The organism is Achromobacter sp. NPDC058515, assembly GCF_042721735.1.
Taxonomy (GTDB): Bacteria; Pseudomonadota; Gammaproteobacteria; order Burkholderiales; family Burkholderiaceae_B; genus Achromobacter.
Genome location: NZ_JBHXNI010000006.1, coordinates 270,184 through 287,878, shown reverse-complemented (window position 1 = coordinate 287,878; position 17,695 = coordinate 270,184). Strand labels below are relative to the sequence as shown.

At 68.6% G+C, this 17,695-nt stretch carries 13 protein-coding genes; 4 read left to right on the top strand and 9 right to left on the bottom strand.

Features of this window, described 5'->3' with window-relative positions:
• Positions 1-3: 3 nt before the first annotated feature.
• The 9 genes from ACFWP0_RS13690 to ACFWP0_RS13650 form a co-directional block, all read right to left on the bottom strand.
• Positions 4-2,274 (bottom strand): ATP-dependent DNA helicase, encoded by a 2,271-nt coding sequence (locus tag ACFWP0_RS13690; protein WP_377842737.1) that lies wholly within the window; start codon positions 2,272-2,274, stop codon positions 4-6.
• On the bottom strand, positions 2,271-3,914 hold the full coding sequence (locus ACFWP0_RS13685) for a VRR-NUC domain-containing protein (RefSeq protein WP_377842736.1): 1,644 nt from the start codon (positions 3,912-3,914) through the stop codon (positions 2,271-2,273). The genes ACFWP0_RS13690 and ACFWP0_RS13685 overlap by 4 nt, the downstream gene beginning before the upstream one ends.
• A gap of 34 nt (positions 3,915-3,948) precedes the next feature.
• Complete coding sequence (locus ACFWP0_RS13680) at positions 3,949-4,497, bottom strand: AAA family ATPase (RefSeq protein WP_377842734.1); 549 nt, start codon at positions 4,495-4,497, stop codon at positions 3,949-3,951.
• Between the two features lie 272 nt (positions 4,498-4,769).
• Complete coding sequence (locus tag ACFWP0_RS13675; RefSeq protein WP_377842732.1) at positions 4,770-6,083, bottom strand: c-type cytochrome; 1,314 nt, start codon at positions 6,081-6,083, stop codon at positions 4,770-4,772.
• Between the two features lie 12 nt (positions 6,084-6,095).
• A complete protein-coding gene (locus ACFWP0_RS13670; RefSeq protein ID WP_377842730.1) occupies positions 6,096-7,871 on the bottom strand; it encodes a GMC family oxidoreductase in 1,776 nt (591 codons plus the stop codon).
• 3 nt (positions 7,872-7,874) lie between these two features.
• Complete coding sequence (locus ACFWP0_RS13665) at positions 7,875-8,588, bottom strand: gluconate 2-dehydrogenase subunit 3 family protein (protein ID WP_377842728.1); 714 nt, start codon at positions 8,586-8,588, stop codon at positions 7,875-7,877.
• 327 nt (positions 8,589-8,915) lie between these two features.
• Complete coding sequence (locus ACFWP0_RS13660) at positions 8,916-9,671, bottom strand: GntR family transcriptional regulator (RefSeq protein ID WP_377842726.1); 756 nt, start codon at positions 9,669-9,671, stop codon at positions 8,916-8,918.
• Positions 9,668-11,437, bottom strand: coding sequence for a glycerol-3-phosphate dehydrogenase/oxidase (locus tag ACFWP0_RS13655; RefSeq protein WP_377842724.1), 1,770 nt, complete (start codon positions 11,435-11,437; stop codon positions 9,668-9,670). The genes ACFWP0_RS13660 and ACFWP0_RS13655 overlap by 4 nt, the downstream gene beginning before the upstream one ends.
• A complete protein-coding gene (locus ACFWP0_RS13650; RefSeq protein WP_377842722.1) occupies positions 11,434-12,924 on the bottom strand; it encodes an FGGY family carbohydrate kinase in 1,491 nt (496 codons plus the stop codon). Before ACFWP0_RS13650 ends, ACFWP0_RS13655 begins: the two co-directional genes overlap by 4 nt.
• Positions 12,925-13,105: 181 nt before the next feature.
• Here ACFWP0_RS13650 and ACFWP0_RS13645 point away from each other — a divergent pair, with 181 nt between their 5' ends.
• From ACFWP0_RS13645 to ACFWP0_RS13630, 4 genes are read left to right on the top strand one after another with little or no spacing between them, the layout of a single operon-like run.
• A complete protein-coding gene (locus ACFWP0_RS13645; RefSeq protein WP_377842720.1) occupies positions 13,106-14,146 on the top strand; it encodes a substrate-binding domain-containing protein in 1,041 nt (346 codons plus the stop codon).
• Positions 14,143-15,666 carry a sugar ABC transporter ATP-binding protein gene (locus ACFWP0_RS13640; RefSeq protein WP_377842718.1) on the top strand — a complete coding sequence of 508 codons (1,524 nt, stop codon included), beginning with the start codon at positions 14,143-14,145 and terminating at the stop codon, positions 15,664-15,666. Before ACFWP0_RS13645 ends, ACFWP0_RS13640 begins: the two co-directional genes overlap by 4 nt.
• A complete protein-coding gene (locus tag ACFWP0_RS13635) occupies positions 15,666-16,706 on the top strand; it encodes an ABC transporter permease (protein WP_377842716.1) in 1,041 nt (346 codons plus the stop codon). Before ACFWP0_RS13640 ends, ACFWP0_RS13635 begins: the two co-directional genes overlap by 1 nt.
• Positions 16,703-17,683 (top strand): aldo/keto reductase, encoded by a 981-nt coding sequence (locus ACFWP0_RS13630; RefSeq protein ID WP_377842714.1) that lies wholly within the window; start codon positions 16,703-16,705, stop codon positions 17,681-17,683. The genes ACFWP0_RS13635 and ACFWP0_RS13630 overlap by 4 nt, the downstream gene beginning before the upstream one ends.
• The last annotated feature ends 12 nt before the right edge of the window (positions 17,684-17,695 follow it).

Here is a 17,695-nt window from a genome sequence, read left to right as displayed (position 1 = left end):
GGCTCAGTCCACCCGCCACCAGCCCGGCAGCAGGCCGCGCACCTTGGCGCGGCGGTAGCGGTCGTCGATCAGGTGCACCGTGCCCACGTCCTGCTCGGTGCGGATGACGCGGCCCGCCGCCTGCACCACCTTCTGCATGCCGGGGTACAGGTAGGTGTAGTCGTAGCCGTTCTCTTCGCCATAGCGCTGGTCCATGGCGCGCTTCATGTTCTCGTTCACCGGGTTCACCTGCGGCAGGCCCAGCGTGGCGATGAACGCGCCGATCAGCCGCTTGCCCGGCAGATCCACCCCTTCCGAGAACGCGCCGCCCAGCACGGCGAAGCCCACGCCCTGCCCCGCTTCCGTGAAACGCGCCAGGAAGGCCGCGCGGCCCGGTTCGTCCATGCGCGGCGTCTGCAGCCAGATCGGCACCTGCGGATGGCGCTGGCGCATCAGGTCGGCCACCCGCTGCAGGTAATCAAAGCTGCTGAGAAAGCCCAGGTAGTTGCCGGGCCGCTCGGCGTACTGCCGCGCGATCAGGTCCACGATGGGCGCCAGCGACCGCTCGCGGTCGCGGTAGCGCGTGGACACGTTGCCCACCACCCGCACCGCCAGTTGCTCGGCCTGGAACGGCGCGGCCACGTCGATCCAGGGCGCATCCTTGGGCAGCCCCAGCGTGTCGCGATAGAACTGCTGCGGGCTCAGCGTGCCCGAGAACAGCACGGTGGCGTGCGCCGCCGCATAGCGCGCCGCCAGATACGGCGCCGGGATCACATTGCGCACGCACAAGGTCGACGGCGGCGTCTTGGCGCTGGCCACACCCGCGTCGCTCAGCGTCGCGTCGAACAGCGCATGCGAGCCGAACTGCTCGGCCAGGCGCATGAAATGCAGCGCCTCGAAGTAAAAGCCCAGCAGGGGATCGTCTTGCGGCAGCGGCGACTGGCCCATGTATTCGTTAATGACCGCCACCGCCTTCTGCACCGCCGCCAACACGCCGGCGGGCGCGGCCTCGTAGGCCTGGTAGCGCTCGGCCTGCTTCTTGTTCAGCGCGTTCCATGAGCGGTGCAGGCCGTCCAGCGGCTTCTTCAGGGCCTTGGGCGCCGCGTGGCGCGCCGCCGTCAAGCCGTTCTGGTCCAGTTCGCCGGTATACATGCGGCGCGCCCGGTCCACCAGGTTGTGGGCCTCGTCGACCAGCACCGCCACCTTCCACTGGTGCGCCTGGGTCAGCGCATACAGCATCGCGGTGGAGTCGTAGTAGTAGTTGTAGTCGCCCACCACCACGTCGCTCCAGCGGATCAGCTCCTGCGACAGGTAGTAGGGGCACACCTGATGCTCGCGCGCCGTGGCGCGCACCGTCGGCGCGTCCAGCCGGGTGTGCTCCAGCGCCGCCGCGCGGGCTTGCGGCAGGCGGTCGTAGAACCCCCGCGCCAGCGGGCAGGAGTCCCCGTGGCAAGCCAGGTCGGGATGCTCGCAGGTCTTGTCGCGGGCCTGCAGGTCCAGCACCCGCAGCCCGGGCGCGGCGGGCTGCGCGTTGACGGTGTCCAGCGCCTGCACGGCCAGCCCGCGCCCCGAACCCTTGGCCGCCAGGAAGAAGATCTTGTCCAGGCCCGTGCCGGGGCTGGCCTTGAGCAGCGGGAAGATCGTGCCCAGCGTCTTGCCGATGCCGGTGGGCGCCTGCGCCATCAGGCAGCGGCCGTCTCGCGCCGCGCGGTAGACGGCCACGGCCAGCTCGCGCTGCCCGGCGCGGAACTCGCCGTGCGGAAACGCCAGCTTGTCCAGCGCCTCGTCGCGCGCCTGCCGGTGCGCAAGCTCGGTCTTGGCCCAGGCCAGGAAGCGCCCGCACTGTTCCTGGAAGAAGGCGGCAAGGTCGGCGGCCTCGTGCGTTTCAGCCAGCACCGTCTCTTCTTCGGTGGCCACGTTGAAATACACCACGGCCACGCGCAGGCGCTCCAGCCCGCGGGACTGGCACAGCAGGTGGCCATACACCCGCGCCTGCGCCCGATGCACCACGCGATGGTTCTCGCGCACGCTGTCGAGCTGCCCGCGATACGTCTTCACTTCTTCGAGCTGATTGGCGGCGGGGTCGTAGCCGTCGGCGCGGCCGCGCACCAGCAGGTTCTCAAAGCTGCCCGACAGCGGCACTTCGGTTTCGTAGCCCGGCCCGCGCCGGCCTGTCGCCACCGAATGGCCCGCCATGCCCTCCAGGCCGGTCGGCGCAGGCGTAAAGCGCAGGTCCAGGTCGCCCGCCCGAGCCGTGAATTCGCACAGCGCGCGCACCGCCACCGCATAGCTCATGCTCCCTCCTCAAGCCAGCTGACGTGGCATACCCGCACCGGCATGCCGTGGGCCACGCAGTACTGCAGCCAGCGGATCTGGTTGTCCTGCAGCTTGTCGCCCGGCCCCTTCACCTCGATCAGTTCGTAGCGGCGTTCGGTGGGCCAGAAGCGGATCAGGTCCGGCAGGCCGGACCGGTTGGCCTTGACGTCGCGCAGCAGCCGCGCAAAGTACAGCTTCAGGTGCGCCGCGGGCAGGCAGTCCAGCGCCTGCGCCAGCAGCGCTTCGGACAAGGCGCCCCAGAACACAAAGGGAGACTGCACGCCGGACTTGTCGGCATAGCGCCGCAGGATGGCGTCGCGGTAGGCCGGCGTATCCAGGTGCGCCAGGCAGTCCGCGAACTGCGCCTGGCGCCGCGCATGGAAGTCCGGCGCATCCAGGTCGGCGGGGCCGCGCTGGAACGGATGGAAGAACGCGCCCGGCAAGGGCGCAAAGATGGCGGGCCAGCACAACAGGCCGAACAGGGAATTGATCAGCGCGTTCTCCACGTAGTGCACCGGGGCATCGTCGCGATGCAGGTGGTCGCGCGCGACGTATTCCACGGACGCGGGCTGGACCGGGCGCGGCAGCGCCAGCTCCGTGCGCAGCAAGGCAGGCCCGGCTGGCCGCGCCGGCGCGTCGTGCCCCAGGCTGCGCCGCAGGCGCGGCATCATGCGCGCCACGCGCTGGCTCTCTTCCTCGCTTTCCGGCGCCTCCTGCGCCTGCAAGGCCAGCGCCATCGCGTCCTCGAAACGCTGCATCCGTTCGTGGACGCGGATGCGGCGGTGCCGGGCGCCCGGATAAGCGCAGCAGGCGTACACGCGCTGCGCGGCTTCCCAATCCTGCGTGCGCTCGCAGGCCTGCCCGATCCGCAGCAGCACCTTGGCGCGGCGCTTCTCCAGCCACGCATTGCCGCTGGCGCAGTCCTGCACCGCCCGCAGCAAGGCATCCACTTGCGCGCCTTCGTCCAGCGCCTGCCGGCAGGCATGCAGCGCCAGATAGCAGTCCACATCGGCCCGCGTCTGGAACGCCCGCGAGGCCGCGTCGAACGGCACGGGCTCGTACTGGAACACGCCCAGGTCGGCCAGCACGAACTCCGACCAGTCCTGATGCAGGTTGCCGAAGAACATCAGGCGCAGGCGTTCGCAGCGTTCCCCGACCGTCACGCGCCAGACGGCTTCGCCAGCGTCCGGATTCCAGCTGGCGTAGGGTTGCGCCGCCGGCTGGCCGGCGCGCAAGGCTTCAAGCATGTCCGCCTTGCGCGCGGCGGGCCTGGCGGACGCTTCGGCGAACAGGCGGGACAGCTCCGGCTTGGTGTGCAGGCCGAAGAGTTCGTCCAGCGTCATCGGCGCCTGCGCGTCCAGCCAGCCCAAGGCCGCCAGCGGCGCGGCGGCGGCCTCGATGCCGCCGATCTCCTCGTACACCAGCCGGCTGGCCCGAAACCACGGCCCGCGCCGCATCAGCATGCGCGCCATCAGGGCCTGGGACGCCTGCGGCAAGGCGCCGAAATCCGTCAGGAAGCGGCGTTCGTCCGCGTCCAGCAAGTCGGCGTAGCGGTCGGAAACCCACGCCAGCGCGCGCTGGAAATTGTGCAGATAGTAGTAACGGTGCGGGGGGAACATCGGCGGGCCCGATAACTGGGTATTTATCCAGTAATCATAGCAGGCCGCCGGCCGCCGCGTCCGCGTCCGGCCCCGCCCAGGCATGCCTGGCGATGCGCAGCCCTTCCTGCGCGTCCGGCTCCACGAAATACGCCGTGATGGCGTCGTACTCCTCTTCGCTGGTGGTGAAGGGATGGGCGCCCGAGGCATTGCGTTCGCGCAGCCGCGCCTTGCACACCGCGTCCGGCACGTCCAGGTAATGCAGTGTGTGCGGGCATCCCGCGGCGTCCGCCACCGCGCGCACCCATTCGCGGCTGCGCCGCGTATGGGCCGGAAAATCCAGCACCACCGACAGCCCCGCCGCCACCAGCGCCGGCACGTGGCGGCCCATCGCGTCGCGCAGGCGGCTGGCGCAGCGCCCATAGTCCTTCACGTCCACGATCTCGCCCGGGTACAGCGCCGCCAGCCAGCCGTCTTCGCTGAGCAGCAGGGTCTTGGGTTGCGCGGCAAGCCGGGCGGCCAGCGTGGACTTGCCCGCGCCGATCTTGCCGCACAGGAAGTGCAGCGCCGGCGTGGCGGCGGTGGAAGGTTGGGAGGACGGCATGGAAAGCTCCTGTGAGGCGACAAGTACAGGAGGCGGGCCAACAAAAAACCCGCCTCGTTGGCGGGTTTGTGTAGCGATGTCCGGACGCGCGCTAACCCACCATGATCCTGATGGTGGTAATAATCAGAGCGAGCGGGGTCAGGGGTCGGGACATGAACCGAAGCTTGCGCCCTCGCCCGCCGCCTGTCAATTCCGCGCATGAAAAACGGCGCCGGAAAGCCTGGGCTTTCCGGCGCCGCGTGTCGCCGCGCAGCGCGCGCCGATGCAGCCGCTTAACGCGCAGGCTGCGGCGCCGCGCCGACGTCCTTGCGCACCTTGGCCACATCCGAGGCGCTGACCGCCGCCCCCTTGTTGCCCCAGCTCGACCGCACGAAACTCACCACGTCGGCGACCTCCTTGTCGGTCATGCGCCAGTCGAAGCCCGGCATCGCGTAGGCGGTCGGGGCCGTCGCCGTGCCCGGCATCTGCGCGCCCTTGAGCACGATGTGGATCAGCGAGGCCGGATCGGCGGAGTTCACCGTCGAGCTCAGCGCCAGCTGCGGGAAGGTCTCCGCGTAGCCCTTGCCGGTGCTGCGATGGCATGCCGCGCAGTTGTTCAGGAAGGCCATCGCGCCGTCGCCCTGGTCCTTGCCGGTGCGCAGCGCCTGCGCCACGGATTCGTCATAGGCCAGCGGCTTGGCCGCGTCCTTGTTCACCGGAGGCAGGCTCTTCAGATACACCGCGATGGCGTTCAGGTCGGCGTCCGTCAGGTGCTGCGTGCTTTCCTCGACCACCTGGGCCATGCCGCCGAAGGCCGCCGAATGGCCGTTGCGGCCGGACTTCAGGAAGGCCGTGATGTCTTCCTTGCTCCAGTTGCCCAGGCCGTCGGCGGCGTCGCCGCGCAGGTTCTTGGCCAGCCAGCCTTCCACCACGCCGCCCGACAGGAATGCCGAGCCGTCCGCGTCGGTCAGCGCCTTTTCCTGCAAGGCGACGCCGCGCGGCGTATGGCAGGTGCTGCAATGGCCCAGGCCCTCGACGAAGTACTGGCCGCGCAGCAGCGCCTGCTTGTCGGCGCCGCTCAGGTCGGCCGTGACGGGCGCCGTCGCGACGTCCGGCGCGAACATCCAGCGCCACACGGTCAGCGGCCAGCGCATCGACATCGGCCAGATAATGTCGGTGTCCTTGTTTTCCTGTTTCACGGGCTGCACGCCGTGCATGAAATAGGCGTACAGGGCCTTCACGTCCTCGGGCGCGACCTTGGCGTAGGCCGTGTACGGCATCGCCGGGTACAGGGAATGTCCGTCCTTGGCCACGCCGTGGCGCACGGCCCGGTCGAAGTCCTCGTACGTATAGCCGCCTATCCCCGTTTCCTTGTCCGGCGTGATGTTGGTGGAGTAGATCATGCCCAGCGGGGAATCGATCCCCAGGCCGCCGGCGAAGGGCTTGCCGCCCTTGGCCGTATGGCAGGCGATACAGTCGCCGGCGCGCGACAGGTATTCGCCCTGCTTGATCATCTGCGCATCGCTTGCCGCCGGCGTGCCGTCGGCGGCAAAAGCGGCGCTGGCAACCAGGGCCGAAAAAGCCGCAACAATGGTCTGCTTAATCATTGTTCCGTCTCCTTAAGCCTGGACCAGCGGGCCGGGGTTCTTCAAGTACTGGTCGCGGATCGCCTGCGCGGCCCAATAGGCCAGGGCGCCGACCAGGCCCGTCGGGTTGTAGCCCATGTTCTGCGGGAACACGCAGGCCCCCATCACGAACACGTTGGGCACGTCCCAGCTTTGCAGGTACTTGTTGACCACGCTTTCCTTGGGGTTCGAGCCCATGATGGCGCCGCCCGTGTTGTGCGTGCTCTGGTAGACGCGCGTGTCGTAGCGCGCGCCCTTCTTGCGCACGGCAACGAAGTGCTTCTCGGGGTTCATGGCCTTGGCCACCGTCTCCATGCGCTTGCCCATGTAGCCCAGCATGTCGAACTCGTTGTCGTGCCAGTCGAACGTCATGCGCAGCAGGGGCTGGCCATAGGCGTCCTTGTAGGTCGGATCCAGCGACAGGTAGGCGTCGCGGTACGACATCACCGAACCGGAGATGCCGATGGTCATGAAGCGCTGGTACGCGTCCTGCACGCCCGCCTTCCAAGCCGTGCCCCAACTCGGGGTGCCCGGCGTCGTGGGCGTCTGCTTGATGGGACGGCCGCCGTAGCGCACGTGGCGGATGCTGGCGCCGCCCACGAAGCCCAGCGGGCCGTGGTCGAACTGGTCGCCGTTCAGGTCGTCCATGCCCACGCCGCCCGCGCCGGTGCCCACGAACGGGTTCAGCTGCGTGCCCTTGGGCAGCAGCACGTTGACCGCGCCGTTCATCTGGTACGCGTAGTTCTTGCCGACCACGCCTTCGTTGGTCTTGGGGTCATACGGCTTGCCGATGCCCGACAGCAGCAGCAGGCGCACGTTGTGCATCTGGTAGGCCGACAGGATCACCAGGTCGGCGGGCTGGTCGACCTCGCGGCCCTGGGCGTCGATGTAGGTCACGCCGACGGCCTTCTTGCCGGTCGAATCCAGGTTGACCTTGATCACCTGCGAATGCGTGCGCAGCTCGAAGTTGGGCTTCTTCAGCAGCACCGGCAGGATGGTGGTCTGCGGCGAAGCCTTCGAATACATGTAGCAGCCGTAGTTCTCGCAGAACCCGCAGAAATTACAGGGGCCCAGGCGCACGCCATACGGGTTCGTGTACGGGCCGGACGCGTTGGCGGCGGGTGCGGGATACGGATTGAAGCCGACTTCGCGCGCGGCCTTCTCGAACAGCTGGGCGCCATAGGTGTTGGGCAGCGCGGGCAGCGGGAATTCCTTGCTGCGCTTGCCTTCCAGCGGATTGCCGCCTTCGACGATCTTGCCGTTCAGGTTGCCGGCCTTGCCGGACGTGCCGCAGACGTACTCGAACTTGCTGAAGTACGGCTCCAGCTCGTCGTAGGTCACGCCGAAATCCTGGATGGTCATGCCTTCCGGGATGAACTTCTTGCCGTAGCGGGTCTCGTAGCGGGTGCGCAGCTCCAGCTCTTCCGGCAGCACGCGGTAGTGCATGCCGTTCCAGTGAAAGCCCGCGCCGCCCACGCCGGTGCCCAGCAGGAAGGAGCCATTCTGGCGATACGGCACGGCCACGTCGTCGACGCCATGGCGTATCGTCACGGTTTCCTTGGACAGGTCCTGGAAGAGGTAGCCGCGCACGGAGTACTTCAGCTCGTCGATCACCTTGGGGTACTCGGCGTCCTTCGGCGTGTCCTGCATGCCGCCGCGCTCCAGCGCCAGCACCTGCAGGCCCGCCTCGGTCAGTTCCTGGCCCAGGATCGCGCCGGTCCAGCCGAACCCGACCAGCACCGCATCAACTTTATCTTTCTTGATCGCCATGATTTAACCCTTCTCCCCAGAGATCGACACCGGGCCATAGGGGTACTTGACGTTGGGCTGGTCGACCCAGTCCATGAAGTCGGCGCGCGCGCCGGGAAAGCCCACCATCTTCCAGCCCACCATGTCCTTGTTGCCGCCGTAGATCGGATCGGCAAAGAACCCTTCCTTGGTGTTGGACAGCAGGAAGTTGAAGAACGTCTTCGACGGAACGGATTCAAGTTCGACCTTGCCGGCCTGCAGGTCCTTCAGGATCTGCTCCTGCAAGGCCTTGTCCAGCTCCGCGTAGACCTTGCCGTGCGTCTTCACGCACCAGGCGTCACAGGCCTCGATGCCGTGGCGGTAGACCTCGCGCGGATTCTGGTTCAGCTGATAGCCCAGTTCGGGCACCTGGTCGGTATGGAACGGGCCCTGCATGTACCAGAGCTTGCCGTGGCCGAAAGGCGTTTCCATCTGGCGGTCGATGAACTCGGGCACGCCGGCCGCGATCGCGCCTGGGCCGTACTCGTCGGCGGGGATCAGGTGATCCACCGCGGCAACGATGAAGGCCCATTCGGGCTTGGTGAAATAGGTGGGTTCGTAGGGCTTGGCCGCCTGCGCGGTCTTGCCGTCGGCGGCGTTGGTGCAGCCGGTGGCCAGTGCGCCCACCGCCAACGTCGACACAGGCACAATGGCCAGCGTCTGCAGAAACCGGCGGCGCGGCTGTGCATCTTCCGTCATAGACATCTCCGTGAATATTCCAAGTTGTCCTAGCGCGCTACCCGAACATGAGACCTGGAAACACGAACTGCCGAGCTAGTGACAACACGCTCTTTGCTTACAGAAAATTGAACCTGCTCTTGAAAGGGACGTAAGAGAAGGTGCACGCATTATGCGCTCTTAAACGCATCTGATCCGCTCGAACAACCATATCAGTTCGAATTTCTTGACATGGGAAAGTCATTTGCATTAAGGACAACGTAAGAAGCCCGCAAAAGCGGGCTTTTCTGACAGCCGGGTGAATGGATTCTGTATGTTTGCGCGCGGCGCCGGCCGCTGCGCGTCGGCTCAGGTCGTGGTCTGGACGTGCAGCCGGCTCGACTTGCAGCGGTGCAGCGCCCGGTAGTATTCCAGCGGGCGTCCGTTGACGCCGTAGGCGATGGATTCGATGCGCAGCAAGGGTTCCGCGCCGGCCATGCCCAGCAGTTCGCAGGTCTGCGCATCCGGCGCCACGGCGTCTATCCACCGCTCCGCCCGGACGATGCGCAGCCCGTACTGGCGGCGCAGCAGGTCATAGAGCGACCGGTTCTCCAGCCGCGCGCGATGCAGGCCCGGCGCCAGGTCGGCCGGCACCGCGGTTTCCACCAGCAACTGCAATTCGCCATCCACGCTGCGCAGCCGCTTGAGCGCCACGACCATATCGCCGTCCGACAGCGCCAGCGCCGCGGCCTCCTGCTGCGTCGGCGCGCGCAGGTCCTGCGCCAGCACCTGCGTGCGGACCGTGCGGCCCTTGCGCGCCATTTCGTCCGAGAACCCCAGCACCGTCGACACGAAGTCTTCGTCGCGCTCGCGCGCCGACACGAAGGCGCCCTGCCCCCGGATCTTGTAGATCAGGCCGTTGCGCACCAGGTCCGCCAGCGCTTCGCGCACCACGATCCGGGAAATGCCGTACTGCTCGCCGAACTCGGCCTCGGTGGGCAACTTGGCGCCCACGGCCAGTTCGCCTTGCAGGATCTTGCCGCGCACCACATCGCGGAACTGCGTCCAGAGCGGCGCTCCGGCGTTGCGGTCCAGGACGTCTAGGGTAGGAATGGAGCTGCTCATGTCGTGATAGGGCTAGAAATCGAATCCGTGGGCGAGGCGGCATCCAGGCCCGGTGCCTTTGCCGCCGCGCCCGCGGACAGGTCTACAAAATGCCGCTCGCGCAAGATTGCCGAGCAGGCCAGCCATTCTTCGCGGCGGCGCTCGGCGGTCCAGCCCAGCGCGGCGGCGGCCAGGTCGGCCAGTTCCGACAGCACGGCGCCGTTGACGCGCCCGCGTATCGCCAGCAGCGTGCGGCGGATCGCCAGGTCGTCCAGGCGCCGCACGCCGGTGTCCAGGCACAGGCTGCGGATCTCGGCCGCCGTATAGTCCGGGGCATGCCGCAGCGGCGCATCGCCCGCCGCGGCGAAGTCCTGCGCCAGCGTGCCGGCGCGCGAGCCGTAGCGGCCGACCAGTTCTGCAACGCGCGCCCGCGTCAGGCCGGAACGGGCCCGGATGCCGTCGATCAGGCGATCCCGCGCCGCCGCGTCCGCAGGCATGTCCGCGCCGCCGCCGATGGGCAGCGACTCCGTCGAACGCAGGCGGCTGCGTCCCAGCAACGCCAGCGCCTGGTTCGCGGCCAGCTCCGCCAGCGAACGGAAGGTGGTCCACTTGCCGCCGACCAGGCAGACCAGCGGCACGTCGCGCAGCGAGTTGGGCGGGTCGACGACGACCGCGTGATCGCGCGAAATCTGTCCGGGCTTGTCGGCATCCGAGTGCGCCAGCGGACGCACGCCGACGTAAGTGTAGACCACGTCCCCACGCGTGAAGCGCAGGCGCGGAAAGACCTCGCCCAGCACGCCGAGCAGGTAATCGATCTCGGCCGGATCGGTCGCCGCCAGGTCCGGGTCGTCCACCGGAATGTCGGTGGAGCCCACCAGCACGCGGTCCATGAAGGGATAGACGATGCAGACCCGGCCGTCGCCGGCCTCGAAGTACGCCATACGGCCGCCCAGCGCCGCGTGCAGCGCCGGATGTTCCAGGATCAGGTGCGAACCCTTCGTCCCCATGACCCGCGAGCCCGCGCCTTCCAGCGCGCCGGCCGACCGGTCCAGCCATGCGCCCGTGGCATTGACCACGACGTCGGCCGTGACTTCGACGGTGTCGCCCGTGATCTCGTCGCGCAGGCTCAGCGCCTTGCCCCGGCAGCCGGTCACGCTGCAGTAGTTCGCGGCGACGGACGCGGGCTGGTCGGCGTGCGCGTCGGCCAGCAATTCCAGGATCAGCCATTCGGGATGGCTGATCCACGCGTCGAAGTAGGTGGCCGTCCAGCGCACCGAATCGCGGAACAGCGCTTCGTCCGCCGCCGGCGCCCGGCCTATGCGGTGGCCGGGCATCACGCGCTGCCGCCGCCCCAGGCGGTCGTAGAGCCTCAGGCCCAGCGCCACGACGAACAGGCCTCTTGCGCCGGGCGACGCCGTGAAGCCGGCAAAGCGCAGCACGCTGCCCAGCAGTCCGCCGAAGCGGCTGGACAGCGGCACCACGGTTTCCAACGGGCGGACCAGGTGGGCCGCATTGCGAAGCAGCAGGTTGCGCTCGCGCGTGGCTTCGGCCACCAGCGAGAACGCGCCGCTTTCCAGGTAGCGCAATCCGCCATGGATCATGCGCGACGGCGCGCTGCTGGCGCCGGCGGCGAAGTCGCCCTTGTCCACGATCAGGCAGTCCACGCCCTGCAGCGACAGGTCGCGAAAGACGCCCACGCCGTTGATGCCGGCGCCGACGACCACCGTCGAAAAATGCCGGCCCGCCAGCGAAGCCGGGCGCACATGGGGCAAGGTGCGCGCCGTCATCGGGCGGGCCTGGCCAGGTGTTCAAACGCGGGCGCCATGCTGGCGATCAAGGCATCAAAGCCGGCCTGGAAATCGGCATGCGCCTGCGCGGCGCCGGCCTCCGGCTCCACGGTTTCGCAGCGCACCGGCAGCGCGTCGTCCGCGCACAGTCCCTGCGACCGGGCGGCGTAGCCCGCCGCGCCGCGCGCGCCGGTCTCGTCGTCGCCGCAGCGCTCCACCGCCACTCCCAGAAAGCCCGCCAGCAGACGCACCAGCCTCGGGTCGCGCGCGCCGCCGCCCAGGGCGGCCACCCGTCCCGGCGCGCCCAGGCCGCGCGCGGCGTGGCGCTTCAGATGCCAGGCATGCAGGGCCACGACCGCATCCACCACGGCGCGCGCCATGTGCGCGCGCCCATGATGCCCCTTCAGGCCCACGAACCCGGCGGTCGCCCCCAAGGCCACGCCGCCGCCGTTGATGAAGGGCAGGAAACGCAGGCCTTGCGCGCCCAGCGGCGCCGACATGGCGCAATCGACCACCGCCGCCGCGTCCGCGAATTGCAGCGTGCGCGCCAGCCACGCCACGTTGGCCATCGACGACGGGCTGTTCTCCAGATAAAGCCGTTGCTCGGGCGGCCCATGGCGCACAATCGCGCCGACCTCGGGTTTGGGCTCTCGGGCAGGCGCCACGACAGCGTTGACGCACCAGGTGCCGAACACCGCCACCGCATGCCCGCTTTTCACGGCCCCTACCGCCGACAGGGACGCCAGCAGATCGATCGCGCCCATCGCCACGGGCAATCCCACAGGCAGCCCGCAAGCGGCGGCGCGCGCGGGCAGCAAACGCCCGATCACCGTTCCCGCCGGCACGATGGGCGGCAAGGCGCGCGCCATCAGGTCGGACACGCCCGCCGCCTCGAACGCCAGCACCGACCATTCGCCCGATTGCAGGGACAGCAGACCCGCCGTGCTGGCGTCGCTGGCGTCGGTCGCGATCTCCCCGCACAACAGCAGGCTCAGGTAGTCCTTGGCGAACAGCAGTTGACGGATGGCGCGATACCCGCCGGCCTGCGCGTCGAACAATTGCGCCGCCACCAGGCTAGGCTGGCCGGACCAGGGCCGGCAGCCGACCTCCTGGTACAGCGCGTCGCCCCACTGCGCGGCCACCGCCCGGGCGCGGGCCGAAGCGCGCTGGTCGGTCGACGCCACGGCCCGCCCCTCCAGCAAGCGGCCCTGCCCGTCCAGCGCGTAAAGCCCGGCGCCATGCCCCGTGCAGCACAGCGCCCGGATGTCCGCCACGCGCGGACCGAGCTGCGCGGCCACCCCGCGCAGCGCCTGCATCAGCGCGGACTCGATGGCATCCGCGCTCAGCTCGCAGCCGCCCCCGGGCAGGTGCGCATAAGGCAGCGCGCCGCCCGCGGCGGCCAGCGTGGCGCCCGTCCCCGCCTCGAAGGCGACTGCCTTCAGGCCGGTGGACCCCATGTCGATACCCAGGAATATGTCGGTTTTCATGTTATGACATTGTCTACATAAATTTTTGGCAGCATAGCAGTGTTTCCCCTAGTAAAAGAAATAATTCCGCTGCCATATAGTTCACTCGATGTCATAACAACTAGTCGAGCCCATCAGGCTCGCCACCACCCGGTATCCACGCCATCAGGCACTGGATCAATGCGAGGAAAAGGAGCGCAACATGAGAAGAGAATTCTTGAAGACCGTAGCCGCTGCGGGCGCCAGCCTCGCAGGAGCCCATGCCTTTGCGCAGGCCGCGCCGGGCGCCCAGGCCGCCGGCCTGAAGGGCGCGCCCGGCGACGTCTATGTGATGAACGTCATGGTGTCCGGGGTGGAATACTGGTTCCCGGTCTATGAAATGATGAAGCAGCTGGGCCACACGCTGGGCGTGAAGACGCGTTACTCGGGCACGCCGGAATACGACGTCAACAAGCAGCTCGCGTCGTTTGAGCAGGAACTGGCCCGCAAGCCCGCCGGCATCCTGCTGCACCCGATGAACCCCGATCCGTTCATCGAACCCATCAACCGCGCGGCCGCGATGGGCATCCCGGTCGTCACCTTCGCGGCGGATTCGCCCAATTCCAAGCGCGTGTCCTTCGTCACCTCCGACAACGAGCGCGAAGGCGCGCAGGCCGCCGACGCGATCGCGGGCGCGCTGAACGGCAAGGGCGATTACGCCGTGCTGGAAAACCCCGGCCAGGACAACCACGACCGCCGCATCGCCGCCTTCATCAACCGCATGAAGACCCAGCACCCCGGCATGAAGCTGGTGGGCCGCGCGGCCAGCAACCAGGATCCCAACAAGGCCTACCAGGCCACGCTGAGCCTGGCGCAGGCCAACCCCAACCTGGGCGCGCTCTTCATGCCCGAGGCCAACTCCGCCCTGGGCGCGGCGCAAGCCAGCATCGAGACCAAGAAGAACATCAAGGTGCTGTGCTGCGACGTCAACGCCAAGATCCTGGACATGATCAAGTCGGGCGAGGTCTATGGCTCCGTCAATCCGAACCAGGGCGTGCAGGGCTACATGGGCATGATGCTGCTGTTCCTGGCGCGCAACCAGCAGCTCATCGACCCGATGAACGACGCCAAGCGCAACGGCACCAACCCGATGGCCGTGCCCTTCCTGGACAACGGCCTGTCCATCGTCAGCAAGGCCAACGCCGACGACTTCTACTGGGACAAGTACCTGGCCCGCCGCGGCACGAAAGGCATCAACGAATGAGCGCGCCCCCGCCGCTGCTGGAGCTGCACGGCATCGCCAAGCGCTTCGGCGCCTCGCGGGCGCTGGCCGGCGTGCATTTCTCGCTGCGCCGGGGCGAAATCCATGCCCTGTGCGGCGAGAACGGCGCCGGCAAATCGACCTTGATGAAGATCATCGACGGCATCCACGCGCCCGACGAAGGCGAAATGCGCCTGAACGGCGAGCGCGTCGTCATCGACGGCCCCGCCCACGCCATGCGCCTGGGCATCGGCCTGGTCCACCAGGAAATCGCGCTGTGCGGCGACGCCACGGTGGCCGAGAACATCTTCATGCCGGAGATCGCCGCCCGCCCGCGCGCCTGGATGGACTACGCCAGCCTGAACGCGCGCGCGGCCCAGGTGCTGGCGCGGCTGGGCCAGCGCATCGACCCCGCCCTGCGCGTGGACGAACTGGGCATTTCCAGCCAGCAGCTGGTGGAGATCGCCAAGGCGCTGACGCTGGACTGCAAGGTGCTGATCCTGGACGAGCCCACCGCGGCGCTCACCGAGGTGGAATCGGTCGCCCTCTTCCGCGTGCTGCACGACCTGAAGGCGCAGGGCATCGGCATCATCTACATCAGCCACCGCATGGCAGAGATCTTCCAGCACAGCGACCGCGTCACGGTGCTGCGCGACGGACGCGACGTCCTGTGCGCCCGGATCGCGGACATCACGCCCGATGCGCTGGTGCGCAGCATGGTCGGGCGCGACCTGGGCAGCTACTACCCACCCAGGCAAGTCGTCGGCGACGAGCCGCCCGCGGCTCTGCTCGAAGTCGACGGCATCGCCGACGGCGTCAGCGTGCACGGCATCTCGTTCACGCTCAGGCGCGGCGAGATCCTGGGCATCTCCGGCCTGATGGGCGCCGGACGCAGCGAACTGGCCGAGACGCTCTGCGGCCTGCGCCGCGCGCGCCGGGGCACGGTCCGGCTGCGCGGCGCGCCGCTGGCGCTGCGCCGCTACGGCGACGCGCTGCGCCACGGCATCGCCTACCTCAGCGAAGACCGCAAGGCGGCGGGCCTGTTCCTGGACCTGCCCATCGAACAGAACGTGTCGTCGATGGCGCTTGCCCGCATCAGCTCGCGTTTCGGCCTGCTGCGCCGCCAGGCCGAGCGGCGCCTGGCCGTCGACCTGGGCGCCCGGCTCAAGCTCAAATCGGACGGCGTGGCCATCGATGCCGCCAGCCTGTCCGGCGGCAACCAGCAGAAGGTGGCCATCGCCAAGCTGTTGGCCACGCAGCCGGCCGTGCTGCTGATGGACGAGCCCACGCGCGGCGTGGACGTAGGCGCCAAATCCGAGATCCACCACATCCTGCGGGACCTGGCCAACCAGGGCGTGGGCGTGGTGGTCATCTCATCCGAGCTGCCGGAAATCATCGGCCTGTGCGACCGGGCCCTGGTGATACGCGACGGCCGGCTGGCCGGCGAGCTGGCCGCCAGCGAGATGACCGAAGAGCGGCTGCTGCGGCTGGCCTCCGGCCTGAGCGCCGAGGAGATGAACTGATGTCCGAACTCAAACCCTCCCCCGCGGCCGACGCCGCCCTGTTGGCCGACGCAGGCCTGGCGCCCAGGCCCGGGGCCTCCGAGCCCAGGCTGCGGCACCGGCTGGCCAGCATGCGCGAAGCCGGCCTGCTGCTCATCATCGCCCTGCTCGCCATCGGCATGAGCTTCGCGTCGCCGCATTTCCTGACCTGGGAGAACATACGCGCGATGCTGCTGTCGTTCTCCATCGAAGGCATCGTCGTGGTCGGCATGACCCTGCTGGTGATCGTGGGCGGCATCGACCTGTCGGTGGGTTCCGTCGTGTGCCTGGCCATGGTCATCACCGGCAAGCTGTTCCTGATGGGCGTGGACCCGTGGTCCGCCAGCCTGGCCGCCATCGCCGCAAGCGCCCTGGTCGGCGCGCTGATCGGCCTGTGCGTCACGCGCATCGGGCTGAGCCATTTCATCGCGTCGCTGGCCTTCATGGTGATCGTGCGCGGCCTGTCGCTGGCCATCACCCAGGGCACGCCGCAATCGCTGTTCTCGCTGCCGCCGCAATTCAAGTTCATCGGCCAGGGCGTCATCGCGGGCATTCCGGCGGTCATCCTCATCTTCGCGCTCATCGTCATCGTCAGCGACTTCGCGCTCCGGCGCTCGGCCCTCCTGCGCAAGGTGTTCTACACCGGCAGCAACGAAAAGGCCGCGCTCTATTCCGGCATCCGCACCGGCCGCGTGAAGTTCTGGGTCACCGTGCTGTGCTCCGCCCTGGCGGGCCTGGCCGGCGTGGTCTACACCGCGCGCTTTGGCGCCGCCACGCCCAACTTCGGCCTGGGCATGGAGCTCAACGTCATCGCCGCCGTGGTGATCGGCGGCGCCAGCCTGAAGGGCGGCTCCGGCACCGTGCTGGGCGCGGTGCTGGGGCTGGCCCTGCTGTCGGTGGTCACCAGCTCGCTCATCCTGCTGGACGTCTCCCCCTACTGGCAGGACGTGGTCAAGGGCCTGATCCTGCTGGCCGCCGTCACCGTCGACCATCTCATGAACGTCAAGAAAGGACACCGATGAACATCACGACACTGGGTGCCTCGGGCATCGAATGCGAGGCCGCGGGCCTGGGCACGTGGGCCATGGGCGGCTGGATGTGGGGCGGCAACGACGACGCCGCGGCGGTAGCCGCCATCCGCGCATCGCTGGATGCGGGCGTGCGCCTGATCGACACCGCGCCCGCCTACGGCCTGGGCCACGCCGAAACGCTGGTCGGCGAGGCCCTGAAGGGACGCCGCCACGAGGCCGTCATCGCCACCAAGTGCGGACTGGTGTGGCACACCCGGCTGGGCACGCACTTCTTTGACGAAGCGGACCAGCCCGTGCACCGCCACCTGGGCCGCGAGTCGATCTTCCACGAAGCCGAACAAAGCCTGGCCCGCCTGCGGACGGACTACATCGACCTCTACATCACCCACTGGCAGGACGGCACCACGCCCGTCGCCGAAACCATGGACGCGCTGCTGGACCTGAAGCGCCAGGGCAAGATCCGCGCCATCGGCGTCAGCAACGCCACGCCCGACATCCTGGCGGAGTACCTGCGTTGCGGCCCGGTGGACGCCATCCAGGAGCGCTACAGCCTGATCGACCGCGACATCGAATCCACGTTGCTGCCCCTGTGCCGCGAACATGGCGTGGCGTCGCTGGGCTATTCCTCGCTGGCGCTGGGCCTGCTGGCCGGCCCCACCGATCCGGCGCGGCAATTCACCGGCGACGACCAGCGCGCCGGCAACCCGCGCTTCTCCGCCGCCAACCGCGAACGCCTGAAAGCATTCTTCGAGGAACTAGCGCCCCTGCGGCAGCGCCTGGACTGCTCGTACGCGCAGCTGATGATCGCCTGGACCACGCGCGCGGGCGGCGTCAGCGTCGCCCTGTGCGGCGCGCGCACGCCGCAGCAGGCCATGCAGAACGCCGCCGCGGCGCGGCTGACGCTGGACCCGGCGGCCATTGCCGCCATCGATGCGGCGGCCGCCCGCCATCTCAACACGCTGGACTGAACAACAAGGACC

Excerpts from the sequence above, each read along its gene's own strand:
- ACFWP0_RS13690 (WP_377842737.1), bottom strand. The coding sequence starts at position 2,274 with ATGAGCTATGCGGTGGCGGTGCGCGCGCTGTGCGAATTCACGGCTCGG.
- ACFWP0_RS13685 (WP_377842736.1), bottom strand. The coding sequence starts at position 3,914 with ATGTTCCCCCCGCACCGTTACTACTATCTGCACAATTTCCAGCGCGCG.
- ACFWP0_RS13680 (WP_377842734.1), bottom strand. The coding sequence starts at position 4,497 with ATGCCGTCCTCCCAACCTTCCACCGCCGCCACGCCGGCGCTGCACTTC.
- ACFWP0_RS13675 (WP_377842732.1), bottom strand. The coding sequence starts at position 6,083 with ATGATTAAGCAGACCATTGTTGCGGCTTTTTCGGCCCTGGTTGCCAGC.
- ACFWP0_RS13670 (WP_377842730.1), bottom strand. The coding sequence starts at position 7,871 with ATGGCGATCAAGAAAGATAAAGTTGATGCGGTGCTGGTCGGGTTCGGC.
- ACFWP0_RS13665 (WP_377842728.1), bottom strand. The coding sequence starts at position 8,588 with ATGACGGAAGATGCACAGCCGCGCCGCCGGTTTCTGCAGACGCTGGCC.
- ACFWP0_RS13660 (WP_377842726.1), bottom strand. The coding sequence starts at position 9,671 with ATGAGCAGCTCCATTCCTACCCTAGACGTCCTGGACCGCAACGCCGGA.
- ACFWP0_RS13655 (WP_377842724.1), bottom strand. The coding sequence starts at position 11,437 with ATGACGGCGCGCACCTTGCCCCATGTGCGCCCGGCTTCGCTGGCGGGC.
- ACFWP0_RS13650 (WP_377842722.1), bottom strand. The coding sequence starts at position 12,924 with ATGAAAACCGACATATTCCTGGGTATCGACATGGGGTCCACCGGCCTG.
- ACFWP0_RS13645 (WP_377842720.1), top strand. The coding sequence starts at position 13,106 with ATGAGAAGAGAATTCTTGAAGACCGTAGCCGCTGCGGGCGCCAGCCTC.
- ACFWP0_RS13640 (WP_377842718.1), top strand. The coding sequence starts at position 14,143 with ATGAGCGCGCCCCCGCCGCTGCTGGAGCTGCACGGCATCGCCAAGCGC.
- ACFWP0_RS13635 (WP_377842716.1), top strand. The coding sequence starts at position 15,666 with ATGTCCGAACTCAAACCCTCCCCCGCGGCCGACGCCGCCCTGTTGGCC.
- ACFWP0_RS13630 (WP_377842714.1), top strand. The coding sequence starts at position 16,703 with ATGAACATCACGACACTGGGTGCCTCGGGCATCGAATGCGAGGCCGCG.